This window comes from Picosynechococcus sp. PCC 7002 (assembly GCF_963860125.1).
In the GTDB taxonomy this organism is placed as follows: domain Bacteria; phylum Cyanobacteriota; class Cyanobacteriia; order Cyanobacteriales; family MRBY01; genus MRBY01.
In genome coordinates, this window is record NZ_CAWLFA010000001.1 from 2583068 (window position 1) to 2598796 (window position 15729).

General features: G+C 49.6%; 16 protein-coding genes. 11 read left to right on the forward strand and 5 right to left on the reverse strand.

Translation table 11 applies throughout. From position 1 onward, the window contains the following. Nucleotides 1-62 precede the first annotated feature (62 nt). Together cutA and AACQ84_RS12490 are read left to right on the forward strand one after the other, a co-directional pair. Nucleotides 63-386 (forward strand): divalent-cation tolerance protein CutA, encoded by a 324-nt coding sequence (cutA, locus tag AACQ84_RS12485; RefSeq protein WP_012308074.1) that lies wholly within the window; start codon nucleotides 63-65, stop codon nucleotides 384-386. Nucleotides 387-613: 227 nt separating this feature from the next. After that, nucleotides 614-1492: a phosphatidate cytidylyltransferase gene (locus AACQ84_RS12490; protein WP_012308075.1), complete on the forward strand. Its 879-nt coding sequence runs from the start codon at nucleotides 614-616 to the stop codon at nucleotides 1490-1492. A 133-nt stretch (nucleotides 1493-1625) separates the two neighbouring features. Here AACQ84_RS12490 and AACQ84_RS12495 read toward each other — a convergent pair whose 3' ends face one another. Continuing rightward, nucleotides 1626-1988 carry a DUF1815 family protein gene (locus AACQ84_RS12495; RefSeq protein WP_012308076.1) on the reverse strand — a complete coding sequence of 121 codons (363 nt, stop codon included), beginning with the start codon at nucleotides 1986-1988 and terminating at the stop codon, nucleotides 1626-1628. Nucleotides 1989-2210: 222 nt separating this feature from the next. On the opposite strand from AACQ84_RS12495, the gene AACQ84_RS12500 reads away from it, so the two are divergent. From AACQ84_RS12500 to AACQ84_RS12525, 6 genes are all read left to right on the forward strand, one after another. After that, entirely contained in the window at nucleotides 2211-2609 is a 399-nt protein-coding gene (locus AACQ84_RS12500) for an ABA4-like family protein (RefSeq protein ID WP_232321374.1), read from the forward strand. A gap of 12 nt (nucleotides 2610-2621) precedes the next feature. Next, nucleotides 2622-2966: a hypothetical protein gene (locus AACQ84_RS12505; RefSeq protein WP_012308078.1), complete on the forward strand. Its 345-nt coding sequence runs from the start codon at nucleotides 2622-2624 to the stop codon at nucleotides 2964-2966. A 70-nt stretch (nucleotides 2967-3036) separates the two neighbouring features. Beyond that, the gene (locus AACQ84_RS12510) at nucleotides 3037-4431 is read left to right on the forward strand and encodes a hypothetical protein (protein ID WP_143589397.1); all 1395 of its coding nucleotides are present in this window, start codon (nucleotides 3037-3039) and stop codon (nucleotides 4429-4431) included. A gap of 154 nt (nucleotides 4432-4585) precedes the next feature. Continuing rightward, on the forward strand, nucleotides 4586-4816 hold the full coding sequence (locus tag AACQ84_RS12515) for a hypothetical protein (RefSeq protein ID WP_012308080.1): 231 nt from the start codon (nucleotides 4586-4588) through the stop codon (nucleotides 4814-4816). Beyond that, nucleotides 4813-5241, forward strand: a complete 429-nt coding sequence (locus AACQ84_RS12520; protein WP_012308081.1) for a type II toxin-antitoxin system VapC family toxin — start codon at nucleotides 4813-4815, stop codon at nucleotides 5239-5241. The genes AACQ84_RS12515 and AACQ84_RS12520 overlap by 4 nt, the downstream gene beginning before the upstream one ends. Nucleotides 5242-5353: 112 nt before the next feature. Then, a complete protein-coding gene (locus tag AACQ84_RS12525) occupies nucleotides 5354-5551 on the forward strand; it encodes a hypothetical protein (protein ID WP_012308082.1) in 198 nt (65 codons plus the stop codon). Between the two features lie 250 nt (nucleotides 5552-5801). Here AACQ84_RS12525 and argH read toward each other — a convergent pair whose 3' ends face one another. Further along, nucleotides 5802-7193 (reverse strand): argininosuccinate lyase, encoded by a 1392-nt coding sequence (gene argH, locus AACQ84_RS12530; RefSeq protein ID WP_012308083.1) that lies wholly within the window; start codon nucleotides 7191-7193, stop codon nucleotides 5802-5804. A gap of 255 nt (nucleotides 7194-7448) precedes the next feature. Between argH and carB the strand changes: the two genes are divergently transcribed. Further along, complete coding sequence (gene carB, locus AACQ84_RS12535; protein WP_012308084.1) at nucleotides 7449-10721, forward strand: carbamoyl-phosphate synthase large subunit; 3273 nt, start codon at nucleotides 7449-7451, stop codon at nucleotides 10719-10721. Nucleotides 10722-10908: 187 nt separating this feature from the next. Then, nucleotides 10909-12093, forward strand: coding sequence for an alanine racemase (alr, locus tag AACQ84_RS12540; RefSeq protein WP_143589398.1), 1185 nt, complete (start codon nucleotides 10909-10911; stop codon nucleotides 12091-12093). Nucleotides 12094-12113: 20 nt separating this feature from the next. Here the strand turns inward: alr and AACQ84_RS12545 are convergent, their stop codons facing one another. Further along, entirely contained in the window at nucleotides 12114-13820 is a 1707-nt protein-coding gene (locus AACQ84_RS12545) for a transglutaminase domain-containing protein (protein ID WP_012308086.1), read from the reverse strand. An 87-nt stretch (nucleotides 13821-13907) separates the two neighbouring features. Here AACQ84_RS12545 and yqeK point away from each other — a divergent pair, with 87 nt between their 5' ends. Further along, nucleotides 13908-14507: a bis(5'-nucleosyl)-tetraphosphatase (symmetrical) YqeK gene (yqeK, locus tag AACQ84_RS12550; protein WP_012308087.1), complete on the forward strand. Its 600-nt coding sequence runs from the start codon at nucleotides 13908-13910 to the stop codon at nucleotides 14505-14507. Between the two features lie 27 nt (nucleotides 14508-14534). On the opposite strand, the gene AACQ84_RS12555 is transcribed toward yqeK, so the two are convergent. Together AACQ84_RS12555 and AACQ84_RS12560 are read right to left on the reverse strand one after the other, a co-directional pair. After that, on the reverse strand, nucleotides 14535-15053 hold the full coding sequence (locus tag AACQ84_RS12555; protein WP_045442251.1) for a phosphate-starvation-inducible PsiE family protein: 519 nt from the start codon (nucleotides 15051-15053) through the stop codon (nucleotides 14535-14537). Nucleotides 15054-15266: 213 nt separating this feature from the next. Beyond that, nucleotides 15267-15596: a Mo-dependent nitrogenase C-terminal domain-containing protein gene (locus AACQ84_RS12560; RefSeq protein ID WP_012308089.1), complete on the reverse strand. Its 330-nt coding sequence runs from the start codon at nucleotides 15594-15596 to the stop codon at nucleotides 15267-15269. Nucleotides 15597-15729 lie beyond the last annotated feature (133 nt).

A 15729-nucleotide genomic window follows, 5' to 3' on the forward strand; every position in this document is an offset into this window, starting at 1 on the left:
CAACCCTTTGTCGTTAAATCCGCTTAGACTTGAATTTTAGCATTCGTTGATTCATCAAGTCGATGCAATATCTCATGGCCGTTACCACCGTCAGCAGTCGCCAGGAAGCCCAGGCGATCGCCAAACAAATTATGGATCTCCGTCTCGCGGCTTGTATCCACATTAGTGAAGTTGAAAGCTTTTATTATTGGGAAGGTCAGCTACAGCAGGAACCAGAATTTCGACTCCTCCTTAAGACCACTGCGGCCCAATATGCTGCCTTGGAAACCGCGATCAAAGCCAACCACCCCTATGAACTGCCCGCCATCTATGCGATCGCCCTTGATCAGGTAGAAACCGCCTATGGCCATTGGATCGATGCCAATGTCACCTCCGAGCATGCCTAACCAAATCACTTCTAGGCCATGGTCTTTAGCCGCGACCAAAGGAGTTGTGTTAGCATTTTTTGGGTACTGTACTTCGTCACAGGAAACACTAGGGACGCGCCCACCGGGTGAATTCATCGCGTCTGTACCGTGAATCTTGTTAACGTTTGATAAAATTTTCTTTAACAACCCTGGGGAACCCGCTTTAATTCTTTTATTGAAGCCCCCAGCCGTGAGCTTGCAGTTTTATGTCTTTGTCGCGAATCATTAGTGGTGTAGTGGCGATCGCCCTGGCCTTGACCCTCATTGTCTTGGGGGGATGGTACTTTACCTTGGGAATGGGCATCCTCGTCTTTCTCGGCCAACAAGAATACTTCCGGATGGTTCGGGCAAAGGGATTAGCACCAGCGGTAAAAACCACCCTAGTCGTGTCTCAATTGTTGCTTGTGATTGCGACCTTGAGTCCGAGCCTTGCTGACGCCCTCTTTCCCCTCGCCGGGACGTTTATCTGCTTTTATCTTCTATTCCAGCCCAAAATGGCAACTATTGCCGATCTCTCCACCTCAATTTTGGGACTCTTTTACGGCGGTTATATGCCCAGCTACTGGGTACGACTGAGGATGGGCAGCCTCGCAGAAACGGAAGCCGTGAGTAACTTACCCTTCTATGGCTATCTTCCGGCTTCCTGGGGAGAGTGGTTTAATTTGCCCCAGGCCCTCAAGTTGACCTTTGTCGTGATGGTTTGTATTTGGGCCGCCGACATTGGGGCTTACTTCATGGGCAAATGGCTAGGGAAAACGAAGCTCTCGGCCATTAGCCCCAAAAAGACCGTCGAAGGGGCTGTATTTGGAGCCTTAGGGACTATCTTCGTGGCGATCGCCGGGGCTTGGTATCTCGATTGGTCATGGTGGCCCATCACGGGAACACTTTTGGGGCTGCTCATCAGCGTCACCACCCTACTCGGAGACCTAACCGAATCAATCATGAAACGGGATGCGGGCTTTAAGGATTCTGGACAGTTGATTCCGGGCCACGGCGGAATCCTCGACCGCACTGATAGCTATGTTTTTACTGCGCCAGTCGTTTATCTATTTGTGACCATTGTCCTGCCGATCTTCGGCTCCTAAACAGCACCTCTTAAAAAGTATGGGTCATCAAGCAAAAGAGATCTCCACCCATTCGGGAGATCCGTGGCAGTCAGTCCGAAAATTGAAGAGAAATTCAAAAAATCATTTCTAGACGAAGCAATTGAACTAGGGCCTAGAGGGTGACCAAAGAGTCAGATTCAGGACGCTGGTAAGAAAACTCTTTGGGCAGTTCCCGCTCGTACTTGATCATGTTGGCGAGCTCCTGGAGTTGGCTGATCGCTTCTGCGCCTTCTAGCTTCATCAGCTCCCGCTCATCACGCATTTCTGTCCAGGTGATGCCGTAATCGGAAACGAGAAAACGAATGAGATGATTTTCGCCTAGACTCACCATAAAGGAAGCGCTATTGAGTTCGGTGCCGCAGGTATAGCAGGACGCGAGGTAACCACGGTTCTCAAGGGCGATCGCCAGGGCCTGTAGACTCATGACGAGGTCTTTTACGAAATCACGATGTTGTTGAGCCAGTCGAATAAACACCTTATTGTCTCCATAGTGACACACCTATTCTAAACCTTATTAATACTTTTTTAAGATTTAAATTTACCGTGTAAAGTCAGCAAGATTGATACGCTACAGTTATCATACCCAAATGGGCCGCAAACCCTGTCTATACCGTTACTTATCAGTAATATGACGTTAGAAAACTTAGACATTGTATTTAATCTTACAAACTTATTTGTATTGCCCTTTTGGGGATTAATGGTCATTGCCCCCCAATGGCAAGGCACCCAAAAACTCATGGATTCCCTGGTGCCCTTTGGGATTCTGGCCGTTGTATATGTCGGTTTGTTTGCCCTTTCCCTCGATCCAGACCAAGCTGCAATCTGGTCAAATCCCACCTTGGGTGATTTAGCGGCTTTATTTTCGTTACCGCCGGTGATGGCCACTGGCTGGACGCATTTTCTCGTGATGGATTTGTTTGTCGGGCGCTGGATTTATCAACAGGGGTTAGAAAAAGGCATTTTCACCCGCCATTCCCTCGCCCTATGTCTTTTTGCAGGGCCGGCTGGGTTGTTGTCTCATATTGTGACGGCTGGGATCACTGGTATTTGGCGAAACCAAAGTAAGGTTGCGGCGACCGATGCCCCAGAATCTTAAAAACAGATAGCGATGAAGAAACTACACCTCGCCCTTTCTACCGACAAAATTGCAGCAACCGTGGCGGACTATACAGCTCGTTTAGGGACAGCGCCTTACTTATTCATTCCGGGGGAATATGCCCTCTGGAGAACCAGCAGTTTAAACCTCTCAGTGCGCCAAGATTCTACCTGCCCTCCAGGTTCCCTGAGACATTTGGGTTGGGAAGATCCTACGGCAGTGGAATTTACCCAAGAAGTGGATGTGAATGGCATTATCTGGGAGCGATTTAATGCCCAGCACCAGGCCGATGAGATTAATAAAATTTGGCCAGCGGCTGATTATAAACTCAACCACAAAACTGAGGAAAAGCGTTAAAAGTATGACCAGTGCCAAAACACTATATAAATCTGCGTTTACACCATTTCATTAGGGGGATCTACAAGCTATGTCACTGGCGGCTTCTGAATCTTGGATGTGCGAGCATGTGCCGGAGGGGGAATATTATGTGTACCAGGGCGGCAGCCATGCAGATGGGACATTTATTCGCGTGTATGTCCCAGAGTCCGCCTCAAATCCTGGCACAAAGCTGAATGTCATTCTTTATCTCCATGGGTTTGCCCTCTGTATGCCTTCTTTTTATGAGGCCCATCTGCTTGAGTTGGTAAAGCAAGGATACATTGTCTTTTTTCCTGATTTTCAGCGGAGTTTTTATCCGAATACAGCACCCCAAACGCCAACGCCACCCCGACAATCTCAGCCCCATATTCAGCAATGGCTAGCGGCTGCGACGCAAACTCAGAAGTCAGCCCAGAAGACCTTAGCAACAGAAGATATTCACCCTCTATTTTCAGAAATTTACGAACGGAATGATACGGGTTTAAGCCGTGGCCTATCTGCCTTTACGATGGGAGACTTGCGCCGCGTGGCCTGGGCTTTGGTCGTGATTATTTTGCTGCTGACTGTGTGTAGCTGGTTTCGGCGGGAGTATGGGAAAAATTTGATTCATCTTTTGTCTACGGTAGGTTTGAGCCTAGTGCATTCACCAACGGAATGGCTGAGTAATGCGATCGCCCTCCCGGAAGATGCTTGGGAATATTTAACGACCCAGGAACGCTATGCCCACTGGAATCAGGAAAGCTTAGAGACCTTTGCCTTTGGTCATTCTTTGGGTGGATTAATTGCCTTGAGTCTCCCCTCTGTGCTGAAAGATTCGCCTAGCAATCGCTTTTTCCCGAAGCAAATCGTCACAGCCGATCCCGCTGCCAGTACGGAAATGGGCATCCCCAAAATTGCGATTTGGATCTTGAAGTTGTTCCGGTCTCCTTTCACGGCAGCCCCGATTTTGATTCAGGATACGGGGCCAGATCTAAAGCAGCCCGTAGCAATCTTACATGGTGGTTCTGATACCTTGGTGCCGCCCAGTCAATGGGTTGATCCGATGCGGGGACAAGCTACTTCTAATTATGAGGCGATCGCCAGTGAAAATAAGGCGATTTATTTTTCCTATTCCAATCCAGAAAACGAGCCGCCCCTGGTCGCTTTTCATAATCAAGCGGTGACTTCGACGCAATATTATGACGATGCTTTATTTAAGGATTTTGGCGGCGTTAAAGATGGCCCAAATGCCTACAATACCGATTATGTTTGGCCTGGGGTCACAAAGATTTTCCAGAATATTGCCACGCCGGAAAATCTACTTTCACATCTTAATACACCAAAATTTCAAGTAGAACCGACTCCCCCGGTGAAGCCTGCTTCAAATTGGACAAAATTTGCGTGGATTGCTGGGATTGTTCTAGTTCTTGGCGTTGGCTTTTGGCTTTGGAAAACAGTTGGATAAGTTTTTAGACATTCAGCAAATCAAGGCAGCAATCATCTGTTGAGGGGCGATCGCCAGATCGAAATCTCCGACAAAGCACCGAGCATTACCTTGGTCATTCAGAATAGGATCACTCATACTGAATGGGAAATCCCGTTGAACCTGGGAGTAATCTATGTTGTCACAAGAACTAAAAGCGCAAATCTTCAAGTTGCCACCTAGCGATCGCCTCGCGCTAATCGCCGCTATCGTTGAGTCCTTACAAGATACGACCGCTGTTCAAGTAGACCGCTCTAGGGCAATTCGGCGAATGAAAGGATTGTTAAAAACGGAACAACCCGCGCCAACAGATGACGAAGTGGCAGTGATGCTGGAAGAAAAACGGGCGGAGAAGTATCTTCAGTGAAAGTCTTAGTTGATACCAATATTATTTTAGATTTTTTACTGCAACGAGAGCCATTTTTCCAGGATGCAGAACTGCTGTTTCAGGCAATTGATGTAGGTGAGATTGTTGGCTATGTCACAGCAACAACACTAACAGACATTTTTTATATCTCACGCAGACATACTCGTAATGTTGAGCAAGCGCGGCAAGCAGTCTCAGAAATACTGACTGCCATGATGATTTGTCCAGTTGATCGAGACGTTCTGGAATCAGCTTTTAATTCTGACTTGGCTGATTTTGAAGACGCTGTTCAAATCTTTAGCGCCGTCAACCAAGGATTAGAAGCAATTGTGACCCGTGACTCTCAAGGTTTTTTGAATTCACCCATACCCGTTTTATCCATTCAAGAGTTGTTGCAGCAAGTCAGGCAGCAAAATGGTAGTTAGGTTAGTCGGGGCGATCACCACCATCCATCACTAAGGGAATACTCTCTCGATATCCTTAAATGTTTGGAGTCGATGCTAGACTTAGCACAAAAATATCAGGAGGGCGATCGCCGTGGCTTCTATTACCCTTGACCTTTCAGATACCCAATTCCAAAAGCTGCAAGATTTAGCAACCATGCATGGGATTGGGATTGAAGTTTTACTGAAGGCAAGCCTAGAGGATTGGCTTAATTCTCAAAAAACGGGGTTTGTTGATGCAGCCGATTATGTTCTCACAAAAAATACTGAGTTGTATCAGCGGTTAGCATAGTGCGTTTTCTGACGTTAATCGAGGTACTGGCATTACACCACAGAGTCATTGAGCAATCCGGTGGGGCATTTGGCATTCGAGATTTAGGCTTGTTGGAGTCGGCGATCGCATCGGGTGAGCTAGGACGAGAAGCATTAGTAGAATGGTTGAGAGGAAACACTATAGCTCGCTAACAAATCATTAGTGCAATAACGATCGCCACTATCCATTACAAAGAAAGTATCTTCTCGATACCCCCTCCAGCGAAATGCTAGGGATTGGTCAGAAGATTTTGGGCTTCAGCGATCGCCTGCCGTACCTGTTCAAAACCTGTGCCTCCATAACTATTACGGGCTGCCACGACTTGCTGGGGGGCGATCGCCTGATAGATATCTTCTTCAAAGGCAGGATGTAATGCTTTCCATTCGTCCATCGTCAAATCCTTGAGCAATTTGTCAGCGGCAAGACTGGTTTTCACTACTTTGCCCACGAGGTTATAGGCTTCCCGGAACGGCACCCCTTTACTCGCTAAATAATCAGCCACATCGGTCGCGTTAGAAAAGTCTTCGTTTACTGCTTCCTCAAGGCGTTGGGTGCGGAATTCAATCCCCTCACCGAGCAAAATGGTCATCGCTTCGAGGCAACCCTGCACTGTTTTAACGGTATCAAAAAGGCCCTCTTTATCGTCTTGCAAATCCTTATTATAGGCGAGGGGTAAGCCTTTCATCAGCACGAGTAACCCTTGGAGATGTCCAAACACGCGACCTGTTTTGCCGCGCACCAATTCCGGAATATCCGGGTTTTTCTTCTGGGGCATAATGCTCGAACCCGTCGCACAACTATCTTTTAAGCTAATAAAACTAAATTCCTTCGAGGCCCAGAAAATCATCTCTTCAGACAAGCGGCTCAGGTGCACCATGATCAAGCTGGCAGCGGCGGAAAACTCGATGGCAAAATCGCGATCGCTGACCCCATCGAGACTGTTTTGATAGAGGCGTTCAAAGCCGAGTAAATTCGCGCTGAAATGGCGATCAATGGGAAAAGTTGTCCCCGCCAAAGCGCCACAACCAAGGGGAGAAGTATTGGTGCGCTTGTAGACATCATCCAACCGTTCATAATCCCGTTGGGCCATCTGGAAATAGGCCATCAAGTGATGGGCGAGGCTAATTGGTTGCGCCCGTTGCAGGTGGGTATAGCCGGGAATCAAAGTCTCCACATGGTTTTCCGCGTGATTCAATAAAACCTGTTGAAAGTCTCGCAATTGCTGCTGAATGCCGCGAATTTTGTCCCGCAGATAGAGACGAATATCCGTGCCTACCTGATCATTGCGCGATCGCCCGGTGTGGAGTTTTTTGCCCACATCGCCAACAATTGCCGTCAAGCGTTTTTCGACTGCGAAATGGACATCCTCATCTTCGACGCCGGGGTGAAAGTTGCCCTTGCGATATTCCTGGCGGACTTGTTCTAAACCTTGGACGAGGATTTTACCTTCTTCGGCGGAAATAATCCCAGTGTGGGCGAGCATCTGGGCATGGGCCACTGAACCCGTAATGTCATACTCGATCAGTTCAATATCAAAGCCGATACTGGCATTAAACACGGCGATCGCCGGATGTAGCGATGTATCAAAGCGATCGCTCCAGGTTTTTTTAGCTTCTGTCATAACGGCACTAGCCCTCGCAGGAAATCACAATCAATTCTCTCGGTAAATCTTACGGCATCAAGCCATTCCCCTAAACGCCGATCTTCCCCAAAGCGGTGAGGAACTGACGATATTTTCCCCAAGGCGATCGCCACAAAACCACGGATGTCAGCTAAATCTAACTTGGCTTGCCGTTCCGCCCCAGATCGCGTTAAGAATCGGCATCAGAGCAGATAGAATGATTGAGACAATTTCGAAAGTGAACGTAGTAGCCCTATGCCTCGCCGCGACGATATCAAAAAAATTCTAATCCTTGGTTCTGGCCCCATTGTGATTGGACAAGCCTGTGAGTTTGACTACTCCGGCACCCAATCCTGTAAGGCGTTGCGGGAGGAAGGCTATGAAGTGGTCTTGGTCAACTCCAACCCAGCCACGATTATGACGGATCCAGAGACCGCCGATCGCACCTACGTTGAGCCAATCACCCCCGAAATTGTCGCTAAAGTCATCGAAAAAGAACGGCCCGATGCCCTGCTCCCCACCATGGGCGGCCAAACGGCCTTAAACACAGCGGTTTCCCTGGCGAAGAACGGCACCCTCGAAAAATTCAACGTCGAGTTGATCGGTGCGAAATTAGAAGCGATTGAGATGGCCGAGGATCGCAACCTCTTTAAAGAAGCCATGGCCCGGATCGGTGTCCCCGTTTGTCCTTCCGGCATTGCCAGCACGATGGAAGAAGCACGGGAAGTCGCCATCGAAATCGGTAGTTACCCCCTCATTATTCGGCCAGCCTTCACCATGGGCGGTAGTGGCGGCGGCATCGCCTATAACCAAGAAGAATACGAAAAAATCTGCAAGTCCGGTTTAGAAGCCTCCCCCGTATCCCAGATTCTCGTAGAAAAATCCCTCCTCGGTTGGAAAGAATACGAACTGGAGGTGATGCGGGATCTCGCCGATAACGTCGTGATTATTTGCTCCATTGAAAATATTGACCCGATGGGGGTACACACCGGTGACTCGATTACCGTGGCCCCGGCCCAAACTTTGACCGATAAGGAATATCAGCGGTTGCGAGACTACTCCCTGAAAATTATTCGTGAAATTGGTGTCGAAACGGGTGGCTCGAACATTCAGTTTTCGGTGAACCCCCTCAACGGCGAAGTGATTGTCATCGAGATGAACCCCCGCGTGTCCCGTTCTTCTGCCCTGGCTTCGAAGGCAACGGGCTTCCCGATCGCCAAATTTGCAGCGAAGTTGGCGGTGGGCTACACCCTCGATGAAATTCCGAACGACATCACGAAGCAAACTCCCGCTTCCTTTGAACCGACCATTGACTATGTGGTCACGAAAATTCCCCGTTTTGCCTTTGAAAAATTCCCCGGTTCAGAACCGATTCTCACCACCCAAATGAAATCCGTGGGCGAAGCGATGGCGATCGGGCGCACCTTCCAAGAGTCTTTCCAAAAGGCGTTACGCTCCCTTGAAACGGGACGGTATGGTTTTGGCTGCGCTCCGCAAAGCGGCTCCGGAGGAGAACGCCAGGAAACATTACCCAGCCTGAGCCACATTTCGACGAGCTTACGGACACCGAATCCCGACCGGATTTTCACCATTTATCAGGCGTTGAAATTGGGGATGACCGTCGAAGAAATTCATGATTTGACGGCGATTGATATCTGGTTCCTCGACAAAATGGCAGAATTGCTGGTCACGGAACGCTTTATGAAACAGACCCCTCTGACGGAAATTTCGGCGGCGGATATGCGGGTGATTAAGCAACAGGGGTTCAGCGATCGCCAAATTGCCTACGCCACCAAAACCAACGAAGATGCCGTGCGCGCCTACCGCAAATCCATTGGTGTCTTACCCGTGTATAAACTCGTGGACACCTGTGCGGCAGAATTTGAAGCCTTTACGCCCTACTACTACTCCACCTACGACGGCACCGAATCGGAAGTTGAACCCAGCGATCGCCCCAAAGCGATGATCCTCGGCGGTGGCCCCAACCGCATTGGCCAGGGAATTGAATTCGACTATTGTTGCTGCCATGCGGCGTTCTCCCTCAGCGATGCGGGCTACGAAACGATCATGGTCAACTCCAACCCCGAAACCGTTTCCACGGACTACGACACCAGCGATCGCCTGTATTTTGAACCCCTCACCAAAGAGGACGTTTTAAACATTATCGAAGCCGAAAACCCCGCAGGCGTAATCATCCAATTCGGCGGCCAAACCCCGTTAAAATTAGCCGTCCCCCTCGACAATTACCTCAACGCAGGTGATTGTCCCGTTGATACCAAAATTTGGGGCACCCAGCCCGATGCGATCGACACCGCCGAAGACCGGGAGCGCTTTGAAAAAATCCTCCACGACCTTGAAATTCTCCAACCCGCCAACGGCATTGCCCGCGACTACAAAGAAGCCCAAAAGATTGCCAATCGCGTCGGTTATCCGGTAGTCGTGCGTCCCTCCTACGTGCTTGGCGGACGGGCAATGGAGATTGTCTATTCCGACGAAGAACTCGACCACTACATGAAATACGCCGTTCAGGTCGAACCCGATCACCCGATCCTCGTCGATAAATTCCTCGAAAACGCCATCGAAGTCGATGTGGATGCCCTCTGTGATCACACCGGAAAAGTGGTTATTGGCGGCATTATGGAACACATCGAAGAAGCTGGGATCCATTCCGGCGACTCTGCTTGCTCAATCCCCCACACTTCTCTCCCCGATGAAGTCCTTAGTACAATCCGTGAATGGACGGTGAAATTAGCCCAAACCCTTAAGGTTGTCGGCTTGATGAATATTCAGTATGCTGTCAAGGATAACCAAGTCTATATCCTCGAAGCGAATCCCCGCGCTTCCCGTACTGTACCTTATGTTTCTAAAGCTACTGGACGGCCCCTAGCGAAAATTGCTTCCTTGGTGATGTCCGGTAAAACCCTTGATGAATTAGGCATTGACGGTGAAATTACCCCGAAACACGTTGCTGTCAAAGAAGCCGTCTTACCCTTTAACAAATTTGAAGGCACTGACACCCTCCTCGGCCCCGAAATGCGCTCGACCGGGGAAGTGATGGGCATCGATGTTGATTTCGGTAAGGCTTTTGCTAAAGCGGAGATTGGGGCTGGGGTTGAACTGGCAACAGAAGGAACGGTCTTTGTCTCGATGAATGACCGCAATAAAGAAGCCGCCGTGCCTGTGGTTAAGGATCTCATGGAATTGGGATTCCGGATTGTAGCCACTTCTGGTACGCGTCAAGTGCTCCTAGAGAACGGTATTGAAGATGTGGAATTGGTATTAAAGCTCCATGAAGGGCGGCCCCATGTGGTCGATTGGATGAAAAATGGTTGGATTCAGTTCATTATCAATACCCCCTCTGGGGAAGAATCCCAAGCGGACGGGCGGATGATTCGTCGCACAGCCCTCGATTACAAATTGCCGATTATCACGACTTTGGCAGGAGCTAGAGCAACGGTGGCAGCAATTCGGTCTCTCCAAGAGCATCCCCTCGATGTGAAACCGCTCCAGGAATACATCAACGCTTAATTTTTCCAGTTCTGAATTGCGATCGCCTCTCGTTCATTCAAGGGGCGATTTTTTGTCCTTCTGTTTGGAGGAATCAGCCTGTTTCTGTGGAGCGTAATTGCTGCTTTTGTGGCCCCAAAATACGAGCCTAGACTCTACACTCGATAAAATAAGCAAAAAATTCTTATCAAAATTGGAGCGATCGCCTGTGTTAGATGGAGAACAGCTATCCCATATCGTGTCCCAAGCGTGCCGTCATTATCAGTTTTCTAAAGCGATTCGCCAACGGGCCTGGGTAGAAATTGACCATCAAGCGCTGGCGGCTAATATCCGTGCCCTCAAGGACATTCTCGCGCCCCAAACGGCATTGATGGCGGTGGTAAAAGCCGATGCCTACGGCCATGGTGCGGTCAAGGTCGCCGAAACGGTACTCAAGGCGGGGGCCAGTTGGTTGGCGATCGCCACCTTAGGGGAAGGGGTCGAACTGCGCGAAGCCGGGATTACTGCGCCGATCCTCGTTTTGGGGGCGACCAATACTACCGAAGAGATTGAGGCGATCGCCCATTGGGATTTGCAACCCACCCTCTGTAACCTGTCCCAGGTGACTATTTTTAATGAAGCCCTCGCCCGATTAGGGAAAACGCTCCCTGTACACCTCAAAATCGACACCGGAATGTCCCGTCTCGGCACCCGCTGGGAGGAAGCGCTACCCTTCGTTGCGGCAGTTCATCAAGCTCCGCACCTCAACATTGCCAGCATCTACTCCCACTTTGCCACCGCTGACGACCCAGACCCCACGACGATGGATCAGCAACACCAACGCTTCCAAGCGGCGATCGCCAAACTCGAACAACAGGGAATACCGATCCCAAAACGACATATCAGTAATTCCGCTGCCACCCTCCACAGCCGCGATCTCCACTACGATCTGGTGCGTTTGGGCCTTTCTATTTACGGTGTCTATCCAGCGCCCCACCTCAGCCCCAAAGTTCACCTCAAACCCGTGCTCCAGGTCAAAGCCCGCATTACTCAACTGAAAACTTTGCCCCCCGATACTGGCGTCAGCTACGGCCATCGCTTTATTACCGCCACAGACACAAAAACAGCAGTGGTGGGCATTGGTTACGCCGATGGTGTGCCCCGTCGCCTCTCCAATAACTTAAAAGTCTTGGTTAATGGTGCCTTTGCCCCCCAAATTGGGGCGATTACGATGGATCAACTGATGCTCGACGTTAGCCATCTTCCGGACGTCCAAGTCGGTGATGTGGTGACGCTCATTGGTACAGATCATGACCAGCAGCTAACCGTTGACCAATGGGCGAATCAATTGGGCACGATTTCTTGGGAAATTCTCTGCGGTTTCAAGCATCGCCTGCCCCGGATTAACCTCTGAGATTTGCACACGCTTTCTAACTATTGAGGTTGTAATTCCTCAAGGATCGTAAACCGCACATGGTTCAGGGCCAGATCTCCTAGGGAAACTTGCTCTTTTGGGACAATTTCCCCCTGGCGGTACAACTTTTCAAAGGGGACGCCCTTCGCCATTTCTGCGTGGTACCAAGCCAGTCCCATGAAAAAGCGGGCTGGGTATGGCCCTCCCTCGCACAGATCATCGGGGTTCGATTCCATTGGCAGCCAACCATAACCCGGCAAATAAAATTCCATCCAGACATGGTTGTAATCGGGTTGGAGGGGGAGATTTCTCAGGTGGGCGTGGGCTGGACATTTGTAGCGACCCACCGTCCGGCTGGCGATGCCGTTGAGCCGAGCCAAAGCCAAGAGGACACCTAAATATTCACCGCAGGAGCCGACCCCCCGCCGGAGGGCAATATCTGGGGTGTCGATGTGGGGCTTAATGCCGTAGGAGAGATGGTCATAAACGTAGTTGCGGATGTTGTACATTTGGCGGAGCAGATTGGTTTCGCTCCCCACGGCATCGGTTGCGGCCCGCTGGATAATCTCTGTTTCCATGGCCAAATTTTCGTTATCCACCAAATATTTTGCTTGGAGTGCTTCTGGAATCGGCGCGAGGTTTTCGCAGTCCGGCGGCGTAAATTGATATTTAATGCCCCACACTTTGAGGATGGCCCGCCAGCCAAAGATATGACGATGTCGGTCATTGAGTTGGTCGAATTTAAAGACGGCGACCTTTTGGCCTTCTTTTTCTTCAATGGTGAAGGGGAGACCGACGGGTTCGATGCTAACCACTTGCTGGCGATCGGTCTCGGCAGGGAGAGCAATTTTCCATTCGAGATCCTGCAATTCAACGGGATCGAGGGGCGATAGTTCTTCAACGTAGCTCATCTCCAGGAGAAAGCCATTGGAGAGGGCATATTTTGCCTCTGGATCGTAGCGGAAATAGAGGGGATGCAGAAAAGTAACGTCGCGGTATTGGAGTTCGTAGTTGGGGTCGGCGTTGGGATTATCGCGAATGTAGGGTTCTTGGGAAGCGTAGGCGACATAAAGAATGTCTGGGCCTCCTTCCGGATTCGGGTAGAATGTCAAACCCGTGGGGGATTCAAAGGGGGTCAGTAGACTGAATTTTACTTCGCCAGTGGCCCGCTCTAGGCAATAAACGGTTTGTTCGAGGCTATCGGAAACCCAGAGATCTTCGCCGCGAATCACGAGGTTTTCAACGCCAATGCCAGGGGCATAGAGACTGGTAATGGAGCGGCCATTGGTGGCATCGTAGATAAAAATTTCGCCCCGTTTTTGGCAGGAAACATAAAGGCTATTGCCAGAAATCGCGACGCCATTGACGGTATCGGGAAAGCGGGTAAAGAGTTCGGGATTCCATTGGCCGTCGGTCATGGCACATTTGTAGAGGCGATCGCCGCTGGTAAACCAAAGAATCTCGTTTTGGATCGCGAGGCCCGTCGCCCCAATAAAAGCTGACCAAGTGCGGGAGTTGATAATTTGTGTTGCATCGGTTTGGGGATCGATCCGCATCAAGTAGCCATTAATATTTTCAATGGCCCAAAAATAGCCGTCGTGGAATGCCACACCGTGGAGGGCATAGGTTGAAATGGGGCGAATGGTGCGGTGGTTTGTCGGGGTGGCAGTACTCAAAATCCCAATTTCCGGTCGTAGGTTGTATTCTTCACTAGGATTATCACCCATGAAACTCCTTTCGTTATCGTTTTAGTAAGGGAGATTTAGGGGGTTTTGTACAAAGATCTTGATGTTTCGTCGGAGGAGTGGGGCTGCATGACACTAGATCGAGGACAGGTGATCAGTTGGTTGCAAGACAATGTTTCGCGCGATCGCCTAGAGCATATCCTTGGAGTCGAACAAATGGCCCAAGCCTTGGCCCAACGCCACGGAACAGACCCAGACCAAGCGGCCCAGGCGGGATTATTACATGACCTCGCGAAGTTTTTTCCGCCGCCCAAATTGCTGCAAATCGCCCGACAGCACGGTTTAGAGATTGATTCGATTTGTGCCCATGTACCCCACCTCCTCCATGCAGATGTGAGTGCAATTGTGGCGCGGACAGAGTTTGGGATTCAGGATGCACAGATTCTACAGGCGATCGCCAACCACACCCTCGGCCACCCTGGCATGGATCAATTAAGTTGCATTATTTTTGTGGCCGATGCCCTAGAACCGAATCGAGGTGATGGTAAAAAACTGCAAAAACTGCGGCAATTGAGCGAAAAAAATCTTTATCGAGCCGTGTCAGGAGTGTGTGACTATATGTTGAAACACCTCATTAAACAGCACAAAATCATCCATCCCCGGATGATCTTGACCCGCAATTGGGCTCTACAAATTAAAGGCGATCGCACCGAGTCATCTATTACTTAAACCCGGTGCTGCCGATAAAATACTTCCCTAGGAAATCAACGTATGATTCTCTTTTTCTTGGGGATGACGCCGAGAACGGTGCCGCTGTGAGACGACTTGCTCCGGATCAATCCCGTCAAAGGTCGGTGGCAACCAAACGCGAATCACCAACAGCGCCCCTAAAACCAACAGAAAAATACAAGCAACCAAAACCTGTGTCCAAGGCGTTTCTAAAACACCGCGTACAATAATTTCCCGGAGCACAGAAACAATCGACACTTCCACCGCCACACCGATAGAAACCCGGTGTTCTTGGAGGTAGATAATCAGCAAACGAAACAGCTCTACCAAAATCAGTAAAAAGAGAATATCAGAAGTAACCGTCTGAAATTGCAGAGGCGGCAACAACGAAAGCACCATCTCCCGCAGTTGCAACACCATAAAGCTAAACAGCCCAACACACAGGCCAATCACAATCAGATCTTGAACCGTTTCTAACAACCGCACAACATATTGGCTATTGAGCCAGCGGTACCAAGGGAGAGAGAAAGTTTGAGGCGTTTTCATTGGCATTAAATTAATTTAAAAACTACGTTGCTGGATGAACCCGCGTCGCTTGGGCCGTGCAGCGAAATAAGGTGGAATACGCTCTGATTGGTTTCAGCTTGACCATGGATTATCCTCGTCTTCATCATTCAGAAGTCCTGGGGCAGTTCATCATCCTAAGGAGCAAACCAAGAGTTGGACTTTCAAGATTGGCAATTTGGCCAGCCTAGAGCGTTAGCAATAGCGACAAACTTCGCTCGGACATTTTTCGGCGAGGTAACAAAGGGCTCTAAATCGTAGGCCGATGACTTCTTCGTAAAGGGGATTGAGCTTACACAGTGGCGGAATTTTAAAGTGAATCAGACCCGCTAAGGAAATTTCTTGGGCAAAGGGGCACTGGGCGGGCACCAGTTGGCAAATCAATCGGGCGCGATCTGGATTACAAATCTCTAGGCCATTGAGCCATTGACGGAGAGGCTGGAACAGATCGAAAGATGTCGAGGGCAAAAACCGCAGTTGCTGATTGGGATTTTTGAGAGAGGGTCGGCGGGAAAAAAAAATCATGGCAAGTATTTTTGGGGAAGTAGGCGAAAAACCTTGTTCTTCTACAGTCTAGTAATAAGCCCAAAGAATATAAACCCTAAAATAATATAAATCTTGTTTATGTTTAATAATGTCTGCTTAACTAAAGCCTGTA

Coding starts and splice junctions, on each gene's coding strand:
- AACQ84_RS12505 (WP_012308078.1), top strand. CDS start 2,622: ATGAAGAAACTACACCTCGCCCTTTCTACCGACAAAATTGCAGCAACC.
- cutA (WP_012308074.1), top strand. CDS start 63: ATGCAATATCTCATGGCCGTTACCACCGTCAGCAGTCGCCAGGAAGCC.
- AACQ84_RS12500 (WP_232321374.1), top strand. CDS start 2,211: ATGGTCATTGCCCCCCAATGGCAAGGCACCCAAAAACTCATGGATTCC.
- AACQ84_RS12555 (WP_045442251.1), bottom strand. CDS start 15,053: ATGAAAACGCCTCAAACTTTCTCTCTCCCTTGGTACCGCTGGCTCAAT.
- AACQ84_RS12510 (WP_143589397.1), top strand. CDS start 3,037: ATGTCACTGGCGGCTTCTGAATCTTGGATGTGCGAGCATGTGCCGGAG.
- AACQ84_RS12560 (WP_012308089.1), bottom strand. CDS start 15,596: ATGATTTTTTTTTCCCGCCGACCCTCTCTCAAAAATCCCAATCAGCAA.
- argH (WP_012308083.1), bottom strand. CDS start 7,193: ATGACAGAAGCTAAAAAAACCTGGAGCGATCGCTTTGATACATCGCTA.
- carB (WP_012308084.1), top strand. CDS start 7,449: ATGCCTCGCCGCGACGATATCAAAAAAATTCTAATCCTTGGTTCTGGC.
- AACQ84_RS12545 (WP_012308086.1), bottom strand. CDS start 13,820: ATGGGTGATAATCCTAGTGAAGAATACAACCTACGACCGGAAATTGGG.
- yqeK (WP_012308087.1), top strand. CDS start 13,908: ATGACACTAGATCGAGGACAGGTGATCAGTTGGTTGCAAGACAATGTT.
- AACQ84_RS12515 (WP_012308080.1), top strand. CDS start 4,586: ATGTTGTCACAAGAACTAAAAGCGCAAATCTTCAAGTTGCCACCTAGC.
- AACQ84_RS12490 (WP_012308075.1), top strand. CDS start 614: ATGTCTTTGTCGCGAATCATTAGTGGTGTAGTGGCGATCGCCCTGGCC.